Annotated in this window: 18 protein-coding genes and 1 tRNA gene; 14 read left to right on the top strand and 5 right to left on the bottom strand. The window is 65.9% G+C overall.

Annotated elements, in window-relative coordinates; genetic code table 11:
* Window positions 1-18: 18 nt before the first annotated feature.
* The 3 genes from IT41_RS12660 to IT41_RS12670 form a co-directional block, all read right to left on the bottom strand.
* Window positions 19-699 carry an NAD-dependent deacylase gene (locus tag IT41_RS12660; protein WP_175496421.1) on the bottom strand — a complete coding sequence of 227 codons (681 nt, stop codon included), beginning with the start codon at window positions 697-699 and terminating at the stop codon, window positions 19-21.
* Window positions 700-705: 6 nt separating this feature from the next.
* A complete protein-coding gene (locus IT41_RS12665; RefSeq protein ID WP_036741913.1) occupies window positions 706-1,008 on the bottom strand; it encodes a hypothetical protein in 303 nt (100 codons plus the stop codon).
* Between the two features lie 171 nt (window positions 1,009-1,179).
* On the bottom strand, window positions 1,180-1,365 hold the full coding sequence (locus tag IT41_RS12670) for a heavy-metal-associated domain-containing protein (protein WP_036741914.1): 186 nt from the start codon (window positions 1,363-1,365) through the stop codon (window positions 1,180-1,182).
* Between the two features lie 101 nt (window positions 1,366-1,466).
* On the opposite strand from IT41_RS12670, the gene IT41_RS12675 reads away from it, so the two are divergent.
* Together IT41_RS12675 and lepA are read left to right on the top strand one after the other, a co-directional pair.
* The gene (locus IT41_RS12675) at window positions 1,467-2,393 is read left to right on the top strand and encodes a DMT family transporter (RefSeq protein WP_036741915.1); all 927 of its coding nucleotides are present in this window, start codon (window positions 1,467-1,469) and stop codon (window positions 2,391-2,393) included.
* A 42-nt stretch (window positions 2,394-2,435) separates the two neighbouring features.
* Window positions 2,436-4,235, top strand: a complete 1,800-nt coding sequence (gene lepA / locus IT41_RS12680; protein WP_036741916.1) for a translation elongation factor 4 — start codon at window positions 2,436-2,438, stop codon at window positions 4,233-4,235.
* 138 nt (window positions 4,236-4,373) lie between these two features.
* On the opposite strand, the gene IT41_RS12685 is transcribed toward lepA, so the two are convergent.
* Complete coding sequence (locus IT41_RS12685; RefSeq protein WP_036741917.1) at window positions 4,374-5,888, bottom strand: YifB family Mg chelatase-like AAA ATPase; 1,515 nt, start codon at window positions 5,886-5,888, stop codon at window positions 4,374-4,376.
* Window positions 5,889-6,028: 140 nt separating this feature from the next.
* Between IT41_RS12685 and coaBC the strand changes: the two genes are divergently transcribed.
* The 11 genes from coaBC to IT41_RS12740 all read left to right on the top strand — a co-directional run bounded on the left by coaBC (window position 6,029) and on the right by IT41_RS12740 (window position 18,029).
* Window positions 6,029-7,282, top strand: coding sequence for a bifunctional phosphopantothenoylcysteine decarboxylase/phosphopantothenate--cysteine ligase CoaBC (gene coaBC, locus IT41_RS12690; RefSeq protein WP_036741919.1), 1,254 nt, complete (start codon window positions 6,029-6,031; stop codon window positions 7,280-7,282).
* Window positions 7,279-8,346, top strand: a complete 1,068-nt coding sequence (locus IT41_RS12695; protein ID WP_036741921.1) for a cysteine desulfurase family protein — start codon at window positions 7,279-7,281, stop codon at window positions 8,344-8,346. The genes coaBC and IT41_RS12695 overlap by 4 nt, the downstream gene beginning before the upstream one ends.
* Before the next feature lies 1 nt (window position 8,347).
* Window positions 8,348-9,874 carry a Fe-S cluster assembly protein SufB gene (sufB, locus tag IT41_RS12700; RefSeq protein ID WP_036741923.1) on the top strand — a complete coding sequence of 509 codons (1,527 nt, stop codon included), beginning with the start codon at window positions 8,348-8,350 and terminating at the stop codon, window positions 9,872-9,874.
* Window positions 9,875-9,955: 81 nt separating this feature from the next.
* Window positions 9,956-10,711, top strand: coding sequence for a Fe-S cluster assembly ATPase SufC (sufC, locus tag IT41_RS12705; protein ID WP_036741991.1), 756 nt, complete (start codon window positions 9,956-9,958; stop codon window positions 10,709-10,711).
* Window positions 10,711-12,051: a SufB/SufD family protein gene (locus IT41_RS12710; RefSeq protein ID WP_081967555.1), complete on the top strand. Its 1,341-nt coding sequence runs from the start codon at window positions 10,711-10,713 to the stop codon at window positions 12,049-12,051. Before sufC ends, IT41_RS12710 begins: the two co-directional genes overlap by 1 nt.
* 16 nt (window positions 12,052-12,067) lie before the next feature.
* Window positions 12,068-12,556 (top strand): hypothetical protein, encoded by a 489-nt coding sequence (locus tag IT41_RS12715; protein ID WP_036741925.1) that lies wholly within the window; start codon window positions 12,068-12,070, stop codon window positions 12,554-12,556.
* Window positions 12,553-13,131: a YIP1 family protein gene (locus IT41_RS12720; RefSeq protein ID WP_052081510.1), complete on the top strand. Its 579-nt coding sequence runs from the start codon at window positions 12,553-12,555 to the stop codon at window positions 13,129-13,131. The genes IT41_RS12715 and IT41_RS12720 overlap by 4 nt, the downstream gene beginning before the upstream one ends.
* On the top strand, window positions 13,128-14,339 hold the full coding sequence (locus IT41_RS12725) for a cysteine desulfurase (protein ID WP_036741927.1): 1,212 nt from the start codon (window positions 13,128-13,130) through the stop codon (window positions 14,337-14,339). The genes IT41_RS12720 and IT41_RS12725 overlap by 4 nt, the downstream gene beginning before the upstream one ends.
* A 221-nt stretch (window positions 14,340-14,560) precedes the next feature.
* Window positions 14,561-14,637 (top strand) — tRNA-Arg (locus tag IT41_RS12730).
* A gap of 444 nt (window positions 14,638-15,081) precedes the next feature.
* Complete coding sequence (alaS, locus tag IT41_RS12735) at window positions 15,082-17,742, top strand: alanine--tRNA ligase (RefSeq protein WP_036741929.1); 2,661 nt, start codon at window positions 15,082-15,084, stop codon at window positions 17,740-17,742.
* Window positions 17,739-18,029: a DUF1330 domain-containing protein gene (locus tag IT41_RS12740; RefSeq protein ID WP_036741932.1), complete on the top strand. Its 291-nt coding sequence runs from the start codon at window positions 17,739-17,741 to the stop codon at window positions 18,027-18,029. The genes alaS and IT41_RS12740 overlap by 4 nt, the downstream gene beginning before the upstream one ends.
* 156 nt (window positions 18,030-18,185) lie before the next feature.
* Here the strand turns inward: IT41_RS12740 and IT41_RS12745 are convergent, their stop codons facing one another.
* A complete protein-coding gene (locus IT41_RS12745; RefSeq protein ID WP_139221699.1) occupies window positions 18,186-18,479 on the bottom strand; it encodes a hypothetical protein in 294 nt (97 codons plus the stop codon).
* Window positions 18,480-18,611: 132 nt separating this feature from the next.
* Here IT41_RS12745 and IT41_RS12750 point away from each other — a divergent pair, with 132 nt between their 5' ends.
* Window positions 18,612-19,904: an adenylosuccinate synthase gene (locus tag IT41_RS12750; protein ID WP_036741934.1), complete on the top strand. Its 1,293-nt coding sequence runs from the start codon at window positions 18,612-18,614 to the stop codon at window positions 19,902-19,904.
* Window position 19,905 lies beyond the last annotated feature (1 nt).

The following is a 19,905-nucleotide window of genomic DNA, read 5'->3' on the forward strand; positions in this document are numbered from 1 at the left end:
AACGCCTAGCCTGGCGGCTCAGTCGCACAGCCTGTCCACCCAAGCCGGCACCACCTGCGTCGCCGGGCCGGTGAGATGCTGCAGGAAATCGCTGCTGACGGCCGAGGGCGTCAGGTTCATCTCGATCGTTTCGGCACCGTTGCGACGGGCATGCTGGGCCAGACCCGCCGCCGGATAGACCTGACCCGAGGTGCCGATGGCGGCGAAGATATCGGTATTCTCGACCGCCGCCCAGATGCGCTCCATGTGATAGGGGATTTCGCCGAACCAGACGATATCGGGGCGGGTCGCGGGCTTGCCGCAATTCGGGCAGAGATCCAGCGAGCGCATGACCAGCGTTGCCGGCCAGCGATGTCCGCAATTGGCGCAAAGCGCGCCGAGCAGGCTGCCATGCATATGGATCACCTCGGGCGAGCCGCCGCGTTCGTGCAGGTCGTCCACGTTCTGGGTGATCAGCGTGACATCATGGCTTTTCGCCAGGCGCGCCAATGCCTTGTGCGCGGCATTGGGCTGGGCGCGGGCGGCATCCGCCCGGCGCTGGTTGTAGAAGCGATGCACCAGGACCGGGTCGCGGCGGAACCCCTCGGGGGTGGCGACATCCTCGATCCGGTGCTCTTCCCACAGCCCGTCCGCGGCGCGGAAGGTCCGGATTCCGCTTTCAGCCGAAATTCCGGCACCTGTCAGGACCGTGATTCGCATCAGGGCCTAGTTCGCGCAATAGGCTTCGGCGGTGGCGGCGAAGTTCTTGTAGCGATCCCAGAACGCGTTATCGGCACTGCTTTTCGACATGCGCACCTCCTGCGCCTGATCGGCATCGCTGAAGAAGCGTGCCGCGCGGCGCTGGTCCGACCGCGACAGCGTCATGTCCGCGACCTGCTGAATGCAGCCGCAAAGCTGGCGGCTGGCGCTGCGCTCGGATCGGACACAGGCGGAATCGATGGGGCCGGCGACGGCGAATGGCGTGGTCAGAACCACCGCGGCCGCGGCGATCATCAGGCGGTTGATCATCTTCTGTCTCCTCGGGTCCTTGCCGGGCGGTCGGGGTTGGACACCCTCTCTGATCCGCCATCTTGCGACAAAAACCTTAACAGAAGCTGGCCGGAGGCTCAATCGCGCACAGGCCGCCAACGGCTCGCGGTCGGGTTGTGGCCACTCGCTAGATATGCGTCCGCTTCGCGCTCAGATCGGTTCGGGCGTATAGCCGCAATCGCGAATCACCTGCGCGGCGCGGGCAGGGTCCAGACCCTCGACCGTGACACTGTGCGAGGCGAGGTCCGCGACCGCCTTGCCGCCGGCTGCCGCCACGGCCTTTTCGATGGTGGCGGTGCAATGGCCGCAAGTCATGTCCTCGATGCGAAATCTCATTTCTCGTCCTTCCTAACGCCGTCTGACATGCCTATGATCGACCGAAGATGCGCGGGGGCGCAATCTTTCCGAAACAATTCCTGAAAACAGGGGTTTGGCCCATGGTCACCGAAAACTTTCGTGGCGCGATGCTGATGGTCGTCTCGATGGTGCTGTTCGCCTTCGAGGACATGTTCATCAAGCTGGTGGCGGTCGAACTGCCCTTTGCCGAGGTGCTTGCCCTGATCGGCCTGCTGGGCGCGCTGAGCTTCGGCGTGGCGCTGAAGCTCAGGGGCGGGCGTCTGGTCACCCGCGACCAGCTGCTGCCGGTGGTGATCTTTCGCAATCTGGCCGAGGGCATCGGTGCTGTCGGCGTGGTCGCGGCGCTTGCGTTCAGCGATCTGTCCTCGACCGCGGCGATCCTGCAGGCGATGCCGCTGGTCATCGTGCTGGGCGCGGCGCTGTTTCTGGGCGAGCCGGTCGGCCCCCGCCGCTGGAGCGCGATCGCCATCGGCTTTCTGGGCGTGCTGCTGATCGTGCGGCCGGGGCTTGCGGGGTTCCAGCCGGTTGCGCTGATGGCGGTGCTGGCGGTTGTGATGCTGGGCGCGCGCGATGTCGCCACCCGGCGCATCCCGGAACATGTCCAGTCGCTGCAGCTTGCCGCCTCGGCCTTTTTCGCGGTCTTTGTCGCCGGGCTGGTGATGGCGCTGGCGCTTGGGCAAGGTTTCGTCATGCCCGACCCGCGCGAATGGTTGCTGCTGATCGCCTGTGTCGGCGTGGGCGCCAGCGGCTATGCGCTCCTGATCATGGCGACGCGGGTGGGCGAGGCCTCGGCGCTGGCGCCCTATCGCTATGCGCGTCTGGTCTTTGCCCTGATCCTGGCCTTTGTCGTCTTTGACGAAAGACCCGATCTGCTGACCCTGCTGGGCGCGGCGATCATCGTCGCCTCGGGCTGCTATACCATGTGGCGCGAGGCCGTGCTGCGCCGGCGGCTGCTGCGCGATGCCGGTTTCGCGACCATCGCGGGATGGCGGGCGGGGGGCCGCTGATACCCCCTTTCCGCAACGCCAAAGCCCCTGTATAGCCCGGCCATGACCGACCTTGATCTCATCCGCAATTTCTCCATCGTGGCGCATATCGACCACGGCAAATCCACCCTGGCCGACAGGCTGATCCAGATGACGGGCACGGTCGCCGAACGCGACATGAAGGCCCAGCTTCTGGACGCCATGGATATCGAACGCGAGCGTGGCATCACCATCAAGGCCAATACCGTGCGCATCGAATACCCGGCGCGGGACGGGCGCAAATACGTCCTGAACCTGATCGACACGCCCGGTCACGTCGATTTCGCCTATGAGGTCAGCCGCTCCATGCGCGCGGTCGAGGGCTCGCTTCTGGTCGTCGATGCCAGCCAGGGGGTCGAGGCGCAGACGCTCGCCAATGTCTATCAGGCCATCGATGCGGGACACGAGATCGTCCCGGTCCTGAACAAGATCGACCTGCCCGCCGCCGAGCCCGAGCGCGTCAAGGAAAACATCGAGGATGTGATCGGCATCGACGCATCCGACGCGATCCCGATTTCCGCCAAGACCGGCCTCGGCATCCCCGATGTGCTTGAGGCCATCGTGACCCGCCTGCCGGCGCCCAAGGGCGACCGCGATGCACCCTTGAAGGCGATGCTGGTCGATAGCTGGTACGATGCCTATCTGGGCGTCGTCGTGATGATCCGCGTCATGGACGGCGTCATCCGCAAGGGCGACCGGATCAGGATGATGCAGACCGGCGCCGTCTACGGCATCGACAAGCTGGCCGTCCTGCGCCCGCAGATGCAGGATATCGCCGAGCTTGGCCCTGGCGAGATCGGCGTGCTGACCGCCTCGATCAAGCAGGTCCGCGACACCCGCGTCGGCGATACCATCACGCATGAGAAAAAGGGCACCGACACCCCGCTGCCCGGCTTCAAGCCCGCCCAGCCGGTGGTCTTCTGCGGCCTGTTCCCGGTGGACGCCAATGATTTCGAGGCGCTGCGCGACGCGATCGAGAAACTGGCGCTCAATGACGCCAGCTTCTCCTATGAGATGGAGACCTCGGCCGCGCTTGGCTTCGGCTTCCGCTGCGGTTTCCTGGGCCTTCTGCACCTTGAGGTGATCCGCGACCGGCTGGAGCGCGAATACGATCTGGACCTGATCACCACCGCGCCTTCGGTCGTGTTCAGGCTGCATATGCGCGACGGCGAGGTGCGCGACCTGCACAACCCCGCAGACATGCCCGACCTGACCCATGTCGACCATATCGAGGAGCCGCGCATCAAGGCCACGATCATGGTGCCGGACGAATATCTGGGCGATGTGCTGAAACTGTGCCAGGACCGGCGCGGCATCCAGATGGATCTGACCTATGCCGGCAACCGTGCCATGGTGGTCTATGACCTGCCGCTGGCCGAGGTGGTCTTTGACTTCTACGACCGGCTGAAATCGGTGACCAAGGGCTATGCGTCCTTCGATTACCAGATCAGCGAATATCGCGAGGATTATCTGGTCAAGATGTCGATCCTTGTGAATGACGAACCGGTGGACGCGCTGGCGATCATGGTCCACCGCGACCGCGCCGAATCCCGCGGCCGCGTCATGGTCGAGAAACTGAAGGAACTGATCCCCCGCCACATGTTCAAGATCCCGATCCAGGCGGCCATCGGCAGCCGCGTCATCGCGCGCGAGACGCTCAGCGCGATGCGCAAGGACGTGACCGCGAAATGCTATGGCGGCGATGCGACGCGGAAGAAGAAGCTGCTGGAGAAGCAGAAGGCCGGCAAGAAGAAGATGCGCCAGTTCGGCAAGGTCGAGATCCCGCAGACGGCGTTCATTCAGGCGCTGAAGATGGATGGCTAGACGTGACCGGGCGCTGCCTTTGGGCCTCGCCCCGTTCTTTCCCCGGATATGTTGCGGGTAGCCGGGGCATTGGCCCGGGCGACTGACGTCCTGTGGCTGCGCCGGCGCGCGGCCCGGTCATATGCGTGATGTCGCGATCTAGTCCGGCCGGCCAAAGGGCAGGCGATAGCAAAGCGCCTCGGCCAGATGCGGTTTCCTGATTGCCGCCGAGGCATCCAGATCGGCGATGGTTCGCGCGGCGCGCAGGATGCGGTGATAGCCGCGCGGGGTCAGGCCCAGCCGTTCGGCCGCGCAGCCGAGCAGCGTCCGGCATTCCGCGTCCAGAGGGGCGATCTCCTCCAGCAAACGGCCGCTGGCATCGGCGTTCACCCGGGCATGCGGATGATCGGCAAAGCGCCGGGTCTGCAGCGCCCGCGCCGCGGCCACGCGCGCGGCCACGGTCTCGGAGCTTTCGCCCGAGGGTGGCAGGGCCAGTTCCTCGTAGCTGACCTGCGGCATGTCGATGCGCAGGTCGAACCGGTCCATCATCGGCCCCGAGATCCGCCCCAGGTAATCCGACTGGCAGCGTGGCGCGCGCGGGCAGGGCTTGCCGGCATCGGCGGTCTCGCCGCAGCGGCAGGGATTGGCGGCGGCGACCAGCAGGAACCGCGCCGGATAGCAGATATGGGCATTGGCGCGCGAGACGTGAATCTCGCCGGTCTCGATCGGCTCGCGCAGGGCGTCGATCACCCGGCGTTCGAATTCAGGCAACTCGTCAAGAAACAGCACACCGTTATGGGCCAGGCTCGCCTGCCCGGGCCGGGCATTGCGCCCGCCGCCCACCATGGCCGCCATCGAGGCGGTGTGATGCGGCTGGCAAAAGGGCGCGCTGCGGGAAATGCCGCCGTCGCTCAGCAAGCCGGCGACCGAATGGATGACCGAGGTTTCCAGCGCCTCGGCGGGCGTCAGCGGCGGCAGGATGCCGGGCAGGCGCGTGGCCAGCATGGATTTGCTGGCGCCGGGCGGGCCGATCATCAGCAGGTGGTGACGGCCGGCGGCGGCGATCTCGATCACGCGGCGGGCGCGTTCCTGGCCGCGCACCTCGGACAGGTCGTTGCCGCGCGCGGCGGGGGCCATTTCTCCGGGGGCGGCGCGGGGCAGGGGCGCCTTGTCGATCAGGTGATCGACGGCTTCGCGCAGGTTGCGCGGCGCGAAAACCGGCACCGCGCCGACCCAGGCCGCCTCGGGGCCGCAGGCGCGGGGCACGATCAGCGCGCGGCCATCCTCGGCCGCGGCCATGGCGGCGGGCAGGGCGCCCGCGACCGGCGACAGCCGCCCGTCAAGCGCAAGCTCGCCCAAGGCGACGGTCCGGGCCAATGCCTCGGCCGGCAGGATCTCCAGCGCCGCCAGTACCGCGAGCGCAATGGGCAGGTCGAAATGCGACCCCTCTTTCGGCAGGTCGGCGGGCGAGAGATTCACCGTCACCCGACGCGAGGGCATGGCGATGGACAGCGCGTCAAAGGCCGCCCTGACCCTTTCGCGCGCCTCGCTGACGGATTTGTCGGGCAGCCCGACGATGCCGAATCCCGGCAGTCCCGCCGTGACCGAGCATTGCACCTCGACCAGCCGCGCCTCGACCCCGTCGAATGCCACCGTATAGGCGATCGCCACCATGGCTGCCCCCGAACCCGCTTGCGGTCATGGTTAGCGGCTGCGGCTTAAGAATGGGTTAACGCCGGAAATGCGCTGGCTTGCTTGTTCCGGCGGCCGCTTCGGCCTATGTCCATGGACGAGTCACGGCAAGGGAAGCCAGCATGCAGGGCAGTCGCATATTGCTGATCGTCGGCGGGGGCATAGCCGCGTTCAAGATCCCCGAACTGATCCGGATGATCCGGCGCGAAGGCGCCGCGGTCGTGCCGGTCCTGACCCGCGCGGGCGCCGAGTTCGTGACGCCGCTGACCCTGTCCTCGCTGGCGGAATCGCCCTGCCATACCGAGCTTTTCGACCTGACCCGCGAATCCGAGATGGGCCATATCCAGCTGTCGCGCGCCGCCGATCTGGTGGTCGTGGCGCCGGCCACGGCGAATCTGATGGCGCGCATGGCGGCCGGGCTTGCCGAGGATCTGGCCTCGACCCTGCTGCTGGCCACCGACAAGCCGGTGCTGATCGCGCCGGCGATGAATGTGCGCATGTGGCAACATGCCGCGACACAGCGCAATCGCGACATGCTGGAAGAGGACGGCATCCGCCTGGTCGGCCCCGATGAGGGCGACATGGCCTGCGGCGAATACGGCCCCGGACGCATGGCCGAACCCGAGCAGATCCTGGCCGCGATCCGCGTCATGCTGGGTCGCGAGAAGCCGCTGCGCCTGCCGCCCGAGGCGGTGGTGTCGCTGCCGTCGCGCCGGCTGGCCGGGCGGCATGTGATCGTGACCTCGGGGCCGACGCATGAACCGATCGACCCGGTGCGCTATATCGCCAATCGCTCGAGCGGTGCGCAGGGCACGGCGATCGCGGCGGCCTTGCGCGATCTGGGCGCCAGGGTCAGCTTTGTCACCGGCCCGGCCGAGGTGCCGCCGCCCGAAGGCGTCGATGTGATCGCCGTCGAGACCGCGCGCGAGATGCGCGATGCTGTCGGGGCGGCCTTGCCCGCCGATGCCGCCGTCATGGCGGCGGCGGTGGCCGACTGGCATGTCGCGAATGCGCGGGACGGCAAGATCAAGAAGGATGGTTCGGGCCGCATGCCGGCGCTGGAATTTGCCGAAAACCCCGACATTCTGGCCTGGCTCAGCCAGTTGCCGCAGGGGCGGCCGGAGCTGGTCGTGGGCTTTGCCGCCGAAACCGACGATGTGATCGACAATGCCACGATCAAGCGTGATCGCAAGGGCTGCGACTGGATCGTGGCGAATGACGTGACGCCCGCGACCGGGATCATGGGCGGCTCGGAAAATGCCGTCACGCTGATCTCGGATCAGGGCGCCGAAAGCTGGCCGCGCCTGTCCAAGGCCGAGGTGGCGCGCCGACTGGCCGACCGCATCGCCGAACGGCTGAGCGGGGGCGCGGCATGAACCGCTGCTATCTGGACTGGAACGCCACCGCGCCCTTGCGCCCCGAGGCGCGCGCCGCCATGATCGAGGCGGCGGAGATCACCGGCAACCCTTCCTCGGTCCATGCCGAGGGGCGGGCGGCGAAATCGGCGCTGGAGCGCGCGCGCGAGGATATCGCCACGGCGTTGGGGGCCGAGGGCGCGGATGTGATCTTTACCTCGGGCGCGACGGAAGCTGCGGCGTTGGTTCTGGCAGGGCGCGATCTGTCTTGCGCGCCGGTCGAACATGCCGCCGTGCTGGCCTGGTGCCAGGACAGTCTGGCGGTGGATGCGGGCGGGCAGGTGGCGGTGGCCGATCCGGCACGGTCCTGCCTGCAGCTGGCCAATTCCGAAACCGGCGTGATCCAGGACCTGCCGCAGGGGCTGGCGGTCAGCGACCTGACCCAGGCCTTTGGCAAGGTGCCCTTTGCCTTCAACTGGCTGGGGATCGAGGCCGGTTTCGTCAGCGCCCACAAGCTGGGCGGGCCGCGCGGAACCGGCGCGCTGATCGTCCGGCGCGGCACCGCGATCGAGGCCCGGATCAGGGGCGGCGGCCAGGAACAGGGACGCCGTGCCGGGACCGAGAACCTGATCGGCATCATGGGCTTTGCCGCCGCCGCAAAAGCGGCGCAGAATGATCTGGATCAAGGAATGGCAGAAAAACTGACCGAAACCCGCGATTCTCTGATGGCGGCACTGGAATCCGGGGCAGGAATGGTTACATTCCCGGGGCGCGACTCCCGGCGATTGCCGAACACCTTGTCGATCCTGACGCCGGGCTGGCGCGGAGAGACCCAGGTGATGCAGATGGATCTGGCCGGTTTCGCCGTCTCGGCGGGTTCGGCCTGCTCTTCGGGCAAGGTTCGTCCCAGCACGGTCCTGACGGCCATGGGGATCGCAGCGGGTCAGGCGGGCGACGCGATCCGCGTCTCGATCGGCCCGGCGACGGACCCTCGGGATGTTGCGCGTTTCGCGGATGCCTGGCTGGCGGCTCATGACCGCTGGCGGCAAAGGAATGAAGGGCGGGAAACCGCGGGAAAGGTTTGAGATGGCTGTTGATACCGGCGAAGCAATCGAAATCCGCGAGGGCGTGGACCGCGAGACCGTCGAAACGGTCCAGAACATGGGGTCCTACAAATACGGCTGGGACACCGAGATCGAGATGGACTATGCCCCCAAGGGCATCAACGAGGATATCGTCCGGCTGATCTCGAAAAAGAACGAAGAGCCGGAATGGATGACCGAGTGGCGCCTGCAGGCGTTCCGCCGCTGGCAGACCATGACCGAGCCGAAATGGGCGATGCTGCACTATCCTGAAATCGACTATCAGGATCAGTATTACTATGCCCGTCCGAAAAGCATGCGGGAAAAGCCGAAATCGCTGGGCGAGGTCGATCCCAAGCTGCTGGCCACCTATGAAAAGCTGGGCATCCCGCTGAAGGAGCAGATGATCCTGGCCGGCGTCGAGGGCGCGGGCGATACCCCCGCCGAAGGCCGCAAGGTCGCGGTCGATGCGGTTTTCGACAGCGTCAGCGTCGGCACCACCTTCAAGGACGAACTGGCCAAGGCGGGCGTCATCTTCTGCCCGATTTCCGAGGCAATCCGCGAACATCCCGAACTGGTGCGGAAATACCTGGGCAGCGTAGTGCCGCAATCGGACAATTTCTTTGCCACGCTGAACAGCGCCGTCTTTTCGGATGGCAGCTTCGTCTATATCCCGCCGGGCGTCCGCTGCCCGATGGAACTGTCCACCTATTTCCGCATCAATGCCGAGAATACCGGCCAGTTCGAGCGCACCCTGATCATCGCCGACAAGGGCTCTTACGTCAGCTACCTTGAGGGCTGCACCGCGCCCAAGCGCGATACCGCGCAGCTGCATGCGGCGGTGGTCGAGATCGTGATCCTCGAGGATGCCGAGGTGAAATATTCGACCGTGCAGAACTGGTTCCCCGGCGACGAAGAGGGCAAGGGCGGCATCTACAACTTTGTCACCAAGCGCGCCGATTGCCGCGAGGCCCGCGCCAAGGTGATGTGGACGCAGGTCGAGACCGGCTCGGCGATCACCTGGAAATACCCCTCCTGCATCCTGCGCGGGGACGAGGCCCAGGGCGAGTTCTATTCGATCGCCATCGCCAATAACATGCAGCAGGCGGATACTGGGACCAAGATGATCCATCTTGGCAAGAATACCCGCTCGCGCATTGTTTCCAAAGGGATTTCTGCCGGCAAGGCGCAGAATACCTATCGCGGTCTGGTCAGCATGCATCCGCGCGCGACCCATAGCCGCAACTATACGCAATGCGACAGCCTGCTGATCGGCGACAAATGCGGCGCCCATACCGTGCCCTATATCGAGGTCAAGAATACCTCGTCGCGCGTCGAGCATGAGGCCACGACCAGCAAGGTCGATGACGACCAGCTTTTCTACTGCCGCCAGCGCGGCATGGGCGAGGAAGAGGCCATCGCGCTGATCGTCAACGGTTTCGCGAAAGAGGTGCTGCAGGCCCTGCCGATGGAATTCGCCATGGAGGCGCAAAGCCTCGTGGCGATCAGCCTTGAGGGAAGCGTGGGCTGATCCCCCGCTTTGCGAACTGAAAACAGAATACCGGATCTGTCCGCAGCGGACGCATCCCGGACCGCCGAACAGGAAATGAACATGCTGGAAATCAAGAACCTTCACGTCAAGCTTGAGGAAGAGGACAAGCAGATCCTCAAGGGCGTCGATCTGACCGTCCCGGCGGGCGAAGTCCATGCGATCATGGGGCCGAACGGCTCGGGCAAGTCCACGCTGTCCTATGTCCTGTCCGGCCGTGACGGCTATCAGGTGACCGGCGGCGAGGCGATGCTGGACGGCAGGGACCTGCTGGAGATGGAGCCCGAGGAGCGCGCCGCCGCCGGCCTGTTCCTGGCCTTTCAGTACCCGGTCGAGATTCCCGGCGTCGGCAACATGACCTTTCTGCGCACGGCGCTGAACGCGCAGCGCAAGGCGCGCGGGCAGGACGAGCTGAGCGCCGCGGAGTTCCTGAAACTGGTGCGCGAAAGGGGCAAGGCGCTGAAGATCGACGCCGAGATGCTCAAGCGGCCGGTCAATGTCGGCTTCTCGGGCGGCGAGAAGAAGCGCAATGAAATCCTGCAGATGTCCATGCTCGAGCCGCGCATGTGCATCCTCGATGAGACGGACTCGGGTCTCGATGTCGATGCCATGCGGCTGGTCTCGGACGGCGTGAACGCGCTGCGCGGTCCCGACCGGGCGTTTCTGGTGATCACCCATTACCAGCGGCTGCTGGATCATATCAAACCCGATGTCGTCCACATCATGGCCGATGGCCGCATCGTCAAGAGCGGCGGCCCGGATCTGGCGCTCGAGGTGGAACAGAACGGCTATGCCGGTCTGCTGGCGGAGGTCGGCTGATGTCGGACACGGCTGTTCTGTCCACCAGCGCCAGACCGGATCGGGCCGGCGCCGCGCCGCGCGTCGGCGATACCGCGCTGACCGCGCGGCTGGCCGCGCTGGACCTGCCGGCCGGCGGCTTTTCGGCGCCCGCGCGCAGGGATGCCGCCGCAAGGCTGAACGAGATGGGCCTGCCCGGCCCGCGCGACGAATACTGGCGCTACACCGATCCCGCGCCGTTCAACGCGCCCCGGCCCGAGGCGCTGGCCATCCCGCCCCGCGAGGCAACGCTGTTTGACGATATCGACCGGCTGAAGCTGGTCTTTGTCGATGGCGTGTTCGATGCCGCCGCTTCGGACGATCTGACCGGCGAGGGGCTGGAGATCGACACGCTTGCCGCCGCCGATGCCGGCGGCGATCACTGGGCCGGGGCTCTCTATGGTCAGCTGGAAACTGCCGGACAGAACCCGGTCAGGCGGCCCTTCGCGGCGCTCAATACGCTGGCCGCGCGCGATGGCGTGCTGATCCGCGCCACCGGCCGGGTCGCGCGCCCGGTGCATCTGCTCTATCGCCGCAGCGATGAGGCGGCGGACGTTCACCTGCACCATGTCATCCGGCTGGAGCAGGGGGCCGAGCTGACGCTGCTGGAAACCGGCGCGATGGGCGCGCGCTCCAACGCCGTGCTCGAGGTGGATCTGGCCGCCGGCGCCCGCTTTCACCACATCGCCAGCAAACGCGCCGATGACGACAAGCTGGGCATCGGCCATATCTTTGCCCGCGTGGGCGAGGGCGCGCTGCTCAAATCCTTTGCGCTGGCAGTGAATGGCCGCGTGATGCGCAACGAGGGCGTCATCGAGATCACCGGCGACGATGCCGTGGCCCATATCGCCGCCGCCGTGCTGGGCGATGGCGACGAGGGGCGCTTTCACCATGACGACACGGTCTTCATCACCCATGCGGGCCAGCGATGCGAAAGCCGTCAGGTCTACAAGAAGGTGCTCAAGAACGGCGCGCAGGGCATTTTCCAGGGCAAGATCCTGGTCAGGCCCGGCGCGCAGAAGACCGATGGCTACCAGATCAGCAAGGGCTTGCTGCTGGACGAGGGCAGCCAGTTCCTGGCCAAGCCCGAGCTGGAAATCTATGCCGATGACGTGAAATGCTCGCATGGCTCGACCACCGGCGCGCTGGACGAGACGGCGCTGTTCTATCTGCGCTCGCGCGGGGTGCCGAGGGAGCAGGCGGTGGTGCTGCTGGTCCTGTCCTTCCTTGCCGATACGCTGGAAGAGATCGAGGATGAAAGGCTGCGCGACGGTATCCTGACGCGGCTTGACCAGTGGCTGACCAGCCGTGCCACGGGCTGAGCCGGGACGGCTGCTTATGGTCCGGGCAGGCATCGTTCCGCGCATCCTGGAAAGCTGGCGGGCGCCGGGCAGGGTGATCCTGTCGCTCCGCGGCATGCCCGACAGGGTGCTGATCGCGGTGCTTATGTCGGCGATGCTGGTCTTTCTGATCGCCCAGACGCCCGGCCATGCGCGGGCGGCGCAGCTTGATCCCTCGGTCCCGTTCCAGGCGCGTATCGGCGGCGCGCTGATGGCGGTGATGTTCATCCTGCCGCTGCTCGCCTATGCGGTGGCGGCGGCGGTGGCGGGCCTGTCGCGGCTGACGCCCTGGCCGGTCGCGGCGCGGGATTCGCGGCTGGCGCTGTTCTGGGCGCTGCTGGCGGTGGCGCCGGCGATGCTGCTTGCCGGGCTGGTCGAGGGGCTGATGGGCGCGGGGGCGGCACTGTCGCTGACCCGGGCGCTGGCGGGTCTGGGCTTCGTGGTGATATGGGGCGCGGGATTGCGGGCATTGGCGGGGCAGGGATGAGGCTTGGCAATCTTGCGATCCTGACCTTGCGCGATGCGGGGGCCGCCATGCGCGTCCTGCGCGGGCTGGACCTGCCCATGCCGGCGCGCTGGATGGCGCTGTTTCTGGCCATCGTCCTGTCGCGCATCCTTGGCGTGCTGCTGACGATCCTGCTTCCCGTCCCGACGGACGACCCGCTTTCGCATATGCTGCAGCAACCGCTGACCATGGCCGGGATTCAGCTGGCCGGGACGGTGCTCAGCGCCGTGCTGGTGGTCCGGATCGGCCGCATGTTCGGCGGCACCGGGAATTTTGCCGATGCGCTGCTGGCCATCGCCTGGATCGAGCTTGTGCTTGTCGCGGTGCAGGTGGTCCAGATCGCCATGCTGCTGCTGTTGCCGGCCACCGCTGCGCTGGTCGGCACCTTTGCCGCCATGCTGTCGATCTATCTGACCGTCACCATGACCAAAGCCCTGCACGGGTTTCGCAGCGCGCTGATGGTCGCCCTGGTCTATTTCGGTTTCAGTCTGCTGCTGGGGCTGGCCCTGATGCAGATCATGCCGGAGATGTTCATGCCTCCCGAGGTGTTGCAATGAGCTTTGACATCGACAAGGTCCGCGCCGATTTCCCGATCCTCGCGCGCCAGGTCAACGGTAGGCCGCTGGTCTATCTGGACAGCGGCGCCAGCGCGCAGAAACCGCGCCGGGTCATCGAGGCGATCACCCGCGCCTATGAGGACGAATATGCCAATGTCCACCGCGGCCTGCATTTCCTTTCCAATCTGGCTACCGAAAATTACGAGCGCGTGCGCGGCATTATCGCGCGTTTCCTGAACGCCCCGCGCGAGGATGAGGTCATCTTTACCTCCGGCGCGACCGAGGGCATCAACCTGGTCTCCTACGGCTGGGCCGCGCCGCGCCTGCAACCGGGCGACGAGATCGTGCTGTCGGTGCTGGAGCATCACGCCAATATCGTGCCCTGGCATTTCCTGCGCGAGCGTCAGGGCGTGGTTCTGAAATGGGTCGATCCCGAGCCCGATGGCAGCCTGCCGCCGGAAAAGGTTCTGGCCGCCGTCGGGCCAAGGACGCGGCTGATCGCCGTCACCCATATGTCGAACGTGACCGGGACCGTGGTCGATGTCGGCGCCATCGCGCGCGGGACCGATGTCCCGGTTCTGGCGGATGGATCGCAGGCCTCGGTCCATATGCCGGTGGATCTGGCCGCGCTTGGCGTCGATTTCTACTGCATCACCGGGCACAAGCTTTACGGCCCCTCGGGCTCGGGCGCGATCTGGATCCGGGCCGCGCGTCAGGCCGAGATGCGCCCCTTCATGGGGGGCGGCGACATGATCCGCACGGTGACGCGCGAGGGGATCGACTATGCCGATCCGCCGCTGCGGTTCGAGGCCGGCACGCCCGGCATCGCCAACCAGATCGGGCTGGGCGCGGCGCTGGAATATCTGATGGAGCTGGGCATGGAAAACGTGGCCAGCCATGAGCGCGCCCTGCGCGACCGCGCCCGCGACCGGCTGCGCAGCCTGAACTGGCTGCAGCTGCAGGGCGATTCGCCGGACAAGGGCGCGATCTTTTCGATGACCATGCAGGGAGCGCATGCGCATGACATCTCGACCATCCTCGACAAGCGGGGCATTGCGGTGCGCGCGGGCACGCATTGCGCCATGCCGCTGATGGAGTTCTACGGCGTTTCGGCCTCGGCGCGTGCGAGTTTCGCGATGTACAACACGCTGGAGGACGTGGACGCGCTGATCGACGGCCTGGCCTTCTGCCGCGAGCTTTTCGCCTGATCCCCATTGCAGTGCGGGCGGTTTGCCGCTACTCAACAGGGCAAGGCGCGGCCTCATGGTCGGGTCGCACAGGAGATGCCCGGCGCGGGCCGGGGCTGACAGCCTGACGCGGAGGTGACAGCAAACGACTATCGGAACAAGGATTTGCGAGGCCTTGATTTCAGTCTTTCAACTCGCAGGAAGTTCATGTAAGCGCTGCGCAAGCAGTTGCGACCTGATAAGCACCCGTAGCTCAGCTGGATAGAGCGCTGCCCTCCGAAGGCAGAGGCCAGAGGTTCGAATCCTCTCGGGTGCGCCATAACTCTTACACCGCACTGAATCTCCTCTAAAACCTTGAAGGGAAAGGCAGTTTTTGGTGTTCGAAGACCTTGATCCCGGCTATACGCAACCGGTTCACAAAAGGCCAATCTGAGCACCGTCCTACGCCACACCAAGTCCGCCTTTTCCATAATATTCCAATGACTTGATAGAAGCTGGAGGGCGTGTTCGAACGACTCCTCCATGGTGTAGCGTGCCCACGCGCGACCGGCGGACGTTGGACGACGCCCCGACTTTCCGGGCCTTGCGCGACGAACAGCGTGCTTTGCTCACCGCCCTGCTCCAAGCTGTTGCCCGGGCAACCGAAACCGCGCTATCCGCTTGTTTCAATCGTTTCACTGAAACGCGCCGGGCAGGGTTCCGCCTTTACGCAGGCGGCAGCCTCGGCTATTTGCGGGGTCTGCCCATCCGGAAAGATTGCGCCATGCCCAGCCTGAACGATATCCGCTCGACCTTCCTGAATTTCTTTGAACGCAACGACCATCGCATCGTCGAGAGCAGCCCGCTCGTGCCGCGCAACGACCCGACGCTGATGTTCACCAATTCCGGCATGGTGCAGTTCAAGAACCTGTTCACCGGGGTCGAGACGCGCGATTACAAACGCGCCACCACCTCGCAGAAATGCGTCCGCGCGGGCGGCAAGCATAACGATCTGGACAATGTGGGTTACACCGCGCGCCACCATACATTCTTTGAGATGCTGGGGAATTTCAGCTTCGGCGATTATTTCAAAAGCCAGGCGATCCCCTATGCCTGGGAATTGCTGACCCGCGATTTCGGCATTCCCAGGGACCGCCTTCTGGTCACCGTCTACCACACGGACGATGAGGCCGCCGATATCTGGAAAAAGGTCGCGGGGCTGTCCGACGACCGCATCATCCGCATTCCGACCAGCGACAATTTCTGGCAGATGGGGCCGACCGGCCCCTGCGGCCCCTGCACCGAGATTTTCTACGATCACGGCGATCATATCTGGGGCGGCCCGCCCGGCAGCGCCGATGAGGATGGCGACCGCTTCATCGAGATCTGGAACCTCGTCTTCATGCAGAACGAGCAGTTCGAGGATGGCTCGATGCGGGCCCTCGACATGCAGTCCATCGACACCGGCATGGGGCTTGAACGGATCGGCGCGCTCTTGCAGGGCAAGCATGACAATTACGACACGGACCTGATGCGCAGCCTGATCGAGGCCAGCGCGCATGCGACCTCGGCCGACCCGGACGGGCCCGGCAAGGTGCATCACCGGGTCATCGCCGATCACCTGCGCTCGACGAGTTTCCTGATCGCCGATGGCGTGATGCCCAGCAATGAGGGGCGCGGCTATGTGCTGCGCCGCATCATGCGCCGCGCCATGCGCCACGCGCATATGCTGGGCGCCAGGGATCCGGTGATGTTCCGTCTGGTCCCGGCGCTGATCCGCCAGATGGGCGAGGCCTATCCCGAACTGGGCCGCGCCCAGCCCCTGATCGAGGAAACCCTGAAGCTTGAGGAAACCCGCTTCCGCCAGACCCTCGACCGCGGCTTGCGGCTCCTGGATGACGAATTGGCGAAACTGCCCGAGGGGGCGAACCTGCCGGGCGAGGCCGCCTTCAAACTTTACGACACCTATGGCTTTCCGCTGGACCTGACCCAGGACGCGCTGCGCGAAAAGGGGCGCAGCGTGGACACGGCCGGATTCGATGCCGCCATGGCCGAACAAAAGGCCAAGGCCCGCGCCGCCTGGGCGGGGTCGGGCGAAACCAGGGATGCCGCGATCTGGTTCGATCTGGCCGAACAGCACGGCGCGACCGAATTCCTGGGCTATGACACCGAGGAAAGCGAGGGCGCGATCCTGGCGCTGGTTCAGGACGGCGCGGCGGTCGATCAGGCGGAAACGGGCCAGCAGGTCCAGATCGTGGTCAACCAGACGCCGTTCTATGGCGAATCCGGCGGTCAGGTCGGGGATACCGGGCTGATCAGGACCGAAACCGGCGCCGCCCGCGTGACCGACACGAAAAAGACCGGCGGTCTGTTCATCCATATGGCCGAGGTCACGCAGGGCAGCATTTCGCGCGGGCAGGGTGCCCGGCTTGCGGTGGATCACGACCGCCGCAGCGCGATCCGCGCCAATCACTCGGCCACGCATCTCTTGCATGAGGCGCTGCGCCGCGCGCTTGGCGAACATGTCGCGCAGCGCGGTTCGCTGAACGCGCATGACCGGCTGCGCTTTGACTTCAGTCATTCCAAGGCGATGACGCCCGAAGAACTGGCCCGGGTCGAGGCCGAGGTGAACGAATATATCCGCCAGAACAGCCCCGTCGAGACGCGCATCATGACGCCCGACGACGCGCGCGAACTGGGCGCGCAGGCGCTTTTCGGCGAAAAATACGGCGATGAGGTGCGTGTGGTGTCCATGGGCACCCTGCCGGATTCGGGCAAGGGCAGCAACCGCCAGACCTATTCGCTGGAACTGTGCGGCGGCACCCATGTCGCGCGCACCGGCGATATCGGCATGTTTGCGCTGACGGGGGAAACCGCCTCGGCCGCCGGCATCCGCCGGATCGAGGCGCTGACCGGTCAGGCCGCCATGGACGAACTGCGCCGCATGGATCGCGAGCTTTCGGAAATCGCCGGGCTGCTCAAGGCGCAGGCGGGCGATGTGGTGAACAAGGTCCGCGCGCTGGCCGATGAGCGCAAGGCGCTGGCCAATGAGGTGGCAGTTCTGAAACGCCAGTTGGCCATGGGTGGCGGCGGCGCGGATGAGTCGCCAAAGGAAATCAACGGCATCAGGCTGATCGCCCGCCGGGTCGAGGGCGTCAGCGGCAAGGATCTGGCGCCGCTGGTCGAGGAAATGAAACAGCGCCTCGGCTCGGGCGCCGTGCTGGTCATGTCCGAGGCCGATGGCAAGGCCGCCGTCGCCGCCGGGGTGACGCAGGATCTGACCAGCCGCGTGACCGCCGTGGAACTGGTCCAGACCGCGACCGCCGCGCTTGGCGGCAAGGGTGGCGGCGGCCGTCCCGACCGTGCGCAGGGCGGCGCGCCCAGCCTTGAGGCAGCCGATGCCGCCATTGTCGCCATTGAAAACCTGATCGGAGGAATACCATGACCGCGCTCTGGATTGCCCATGTGAACGTCACCGATGCCGAGGCTTACGGCAAATATGCCAAACTGGCCGGGCCGGCCATCGCCGCCCATGGCGGGGTATTCCTCGCGCGCGGCTCGCGCCATGTGCAGTTGGAGGGCAATGACCGCGCCCGCAATGTCGTGGCGCGCTTTCCCAGCGTCGAGGATGCCGTGGCCTGCTATCGCTCGGCCGAATATCAGGCGGCGCTGGAACATGCGCGCGGCGCCGCCGAACGCGATCTGGTGATCGTCGAGGAAACCCCCGCCTGACGGCCGGCCGCGGCTGCGCATGCGCGCCTCCGGCCCGTCCGGGGCAAGGCGTCGGACAGGTTCTTCTTCACCCAAATATCCATGCTCCCTTGCCGCAGGCGCGGCTATCCCGCCTGTCGGCAGGGCGGCGCTGCCGCCATGCCCGTACGCAAGCGATCAGAACGCGAGCCGGTCGCGAAATACGTAATGGACGATGCGGTCGCGCGTGATGCCCATCCGGGCGAGCTCCTCGTCGGACTTCGCATCAAGCGCAGCGACCTGCTGGTGACGGCTCTGCGCGGTCATATAGGCATTGAGAACCCGGCCGATGCGCGCGAAAAACGCCCCGGACCAGTTCCGCAGCGAGGGAAGGATCGCGGTATTCTGGATAGTCATTGGAAACCCTTTCGGTATTGGCGAGCGGTTTCCTCCCATGCTGTCCAGATAGGCCATGCGGGCGGCGCTTTCCATCCCCGTTTCTGCAATGCAGCATTGCATCCGTCTGATCCGCGACCGCCGCCTGCGGGCAGGAATGCGCTTTTCCCCGCCGATCCGGGCGACTATACCCGTTCCCGGCATTCATGACCGCGGAAGGAAAGCATAATGGCCAATGTGGTGGTCGTCGGCGCCCAGTGGGGCGATGAGGGCAAGGGCAAGATCGTCGACTGGCTGTCCGAGCGCGCCGATGTGATCGCGCGTTTCCAGGGCGGCCATAATGCCGGCCACACGCTGGTCATCGGCAATCAGGTCTACAAGCTCTCGCTCCTGCCCTCGGGGATCGTGCGCAAGGGCAAGATGGCGGTCATCGGCAATGGCGTGGTGCTGGACCCCTGGGCGCTGTTCGCGGAAATCGACAAGCTGGCCGGGCAGGGGGTCGAGATCGGCCCCGAAAACCTGATGATCGCGGAAAACACGCCGCTGATCCTGCCGCTGCATCAGGATCTCGACAAGCTGCGCGAAGAGGCCGCCGGCAAGGCGAAAATTGGCACCACGGGCCGGGGCATCGGCCCCGCCTACGAGGACAAGGTCGGCCGCCGCACCATCCGCGTCGCCGATCTGGGCGATGAGGAAACGCTGGATGCGCGCCTCGACCGGCTGCTCGCGCATCACGACCCGCTGCGCAAGGGCCTTGGCGCCGAACCCATCGACTGCGCCCAGCTGCGCGCGAAACTGCTTGAGGTCGCGCCCAAGCTGCTGCAATACGCCCAGCCCGTCTGGAAGGTGATGAACGACGCCCGCAAATCCGGCAAGCGCATCCTGTTCGAGGGCGCGCAGGGATCGCTTCTGGATATCGATTTCGGCACCTATCCCTATGTCACCTCCTCGACCACCATGTCGGGCATGGCCGCCAGCGGCACCGGCATGGGGCCAAGCGCGATCGGCTTCGTCCTTGGCATCGTCAAGGCCTATACGACCCGCGTCGGCGAAGGCCCTTTCCCCACCGAACTCAATGACGCGGACGGCCAGCGCCTGGGCGAACGCGGCCATGAATTCGGCACCGTGACCGGCCGCAAGCGCCGCTGCGGCTGGTTCGATGCGGTGCTGGTGCGCCAGACCTGCGCGATCTCGGGCGTGAACGGCATTGCGCTGACCAAGCTCGACGTGATGGACGGCTTCAAGACCATCCGCATCTGCACCGGCTACGAGATCGACGGCAAACATTACGACCACCTGCCCACGGCCGCCGCCCTGCAGGCTCGCGTCACCCCCGTCTATGAGGAGATGGAGGGCTGGCAGGAATCGACCCAGGGCGCGCGCAGCTGGGCCGATCTGCCGGCGGCGGCGATCAAATATGTCCGCCGGATCGAGGAACTGATCCAATGCCCGGTCGCGCTGCTCTCGACCTCGCCGGAACGTGACGATACCATCCTCGTGACCGATCCTTTCGCGGACTGAT

It is taken from the genome of Paracoccus halophilus (genome assembly GCF_000763905.1).
GTDB classification, from domain to species: Bacteria; Pseudomonadota; Alphaproteobacteria; order Rhodobacterales; family Rhodobacteraceae; genus Paracoccus; species Paracoccus halophilus.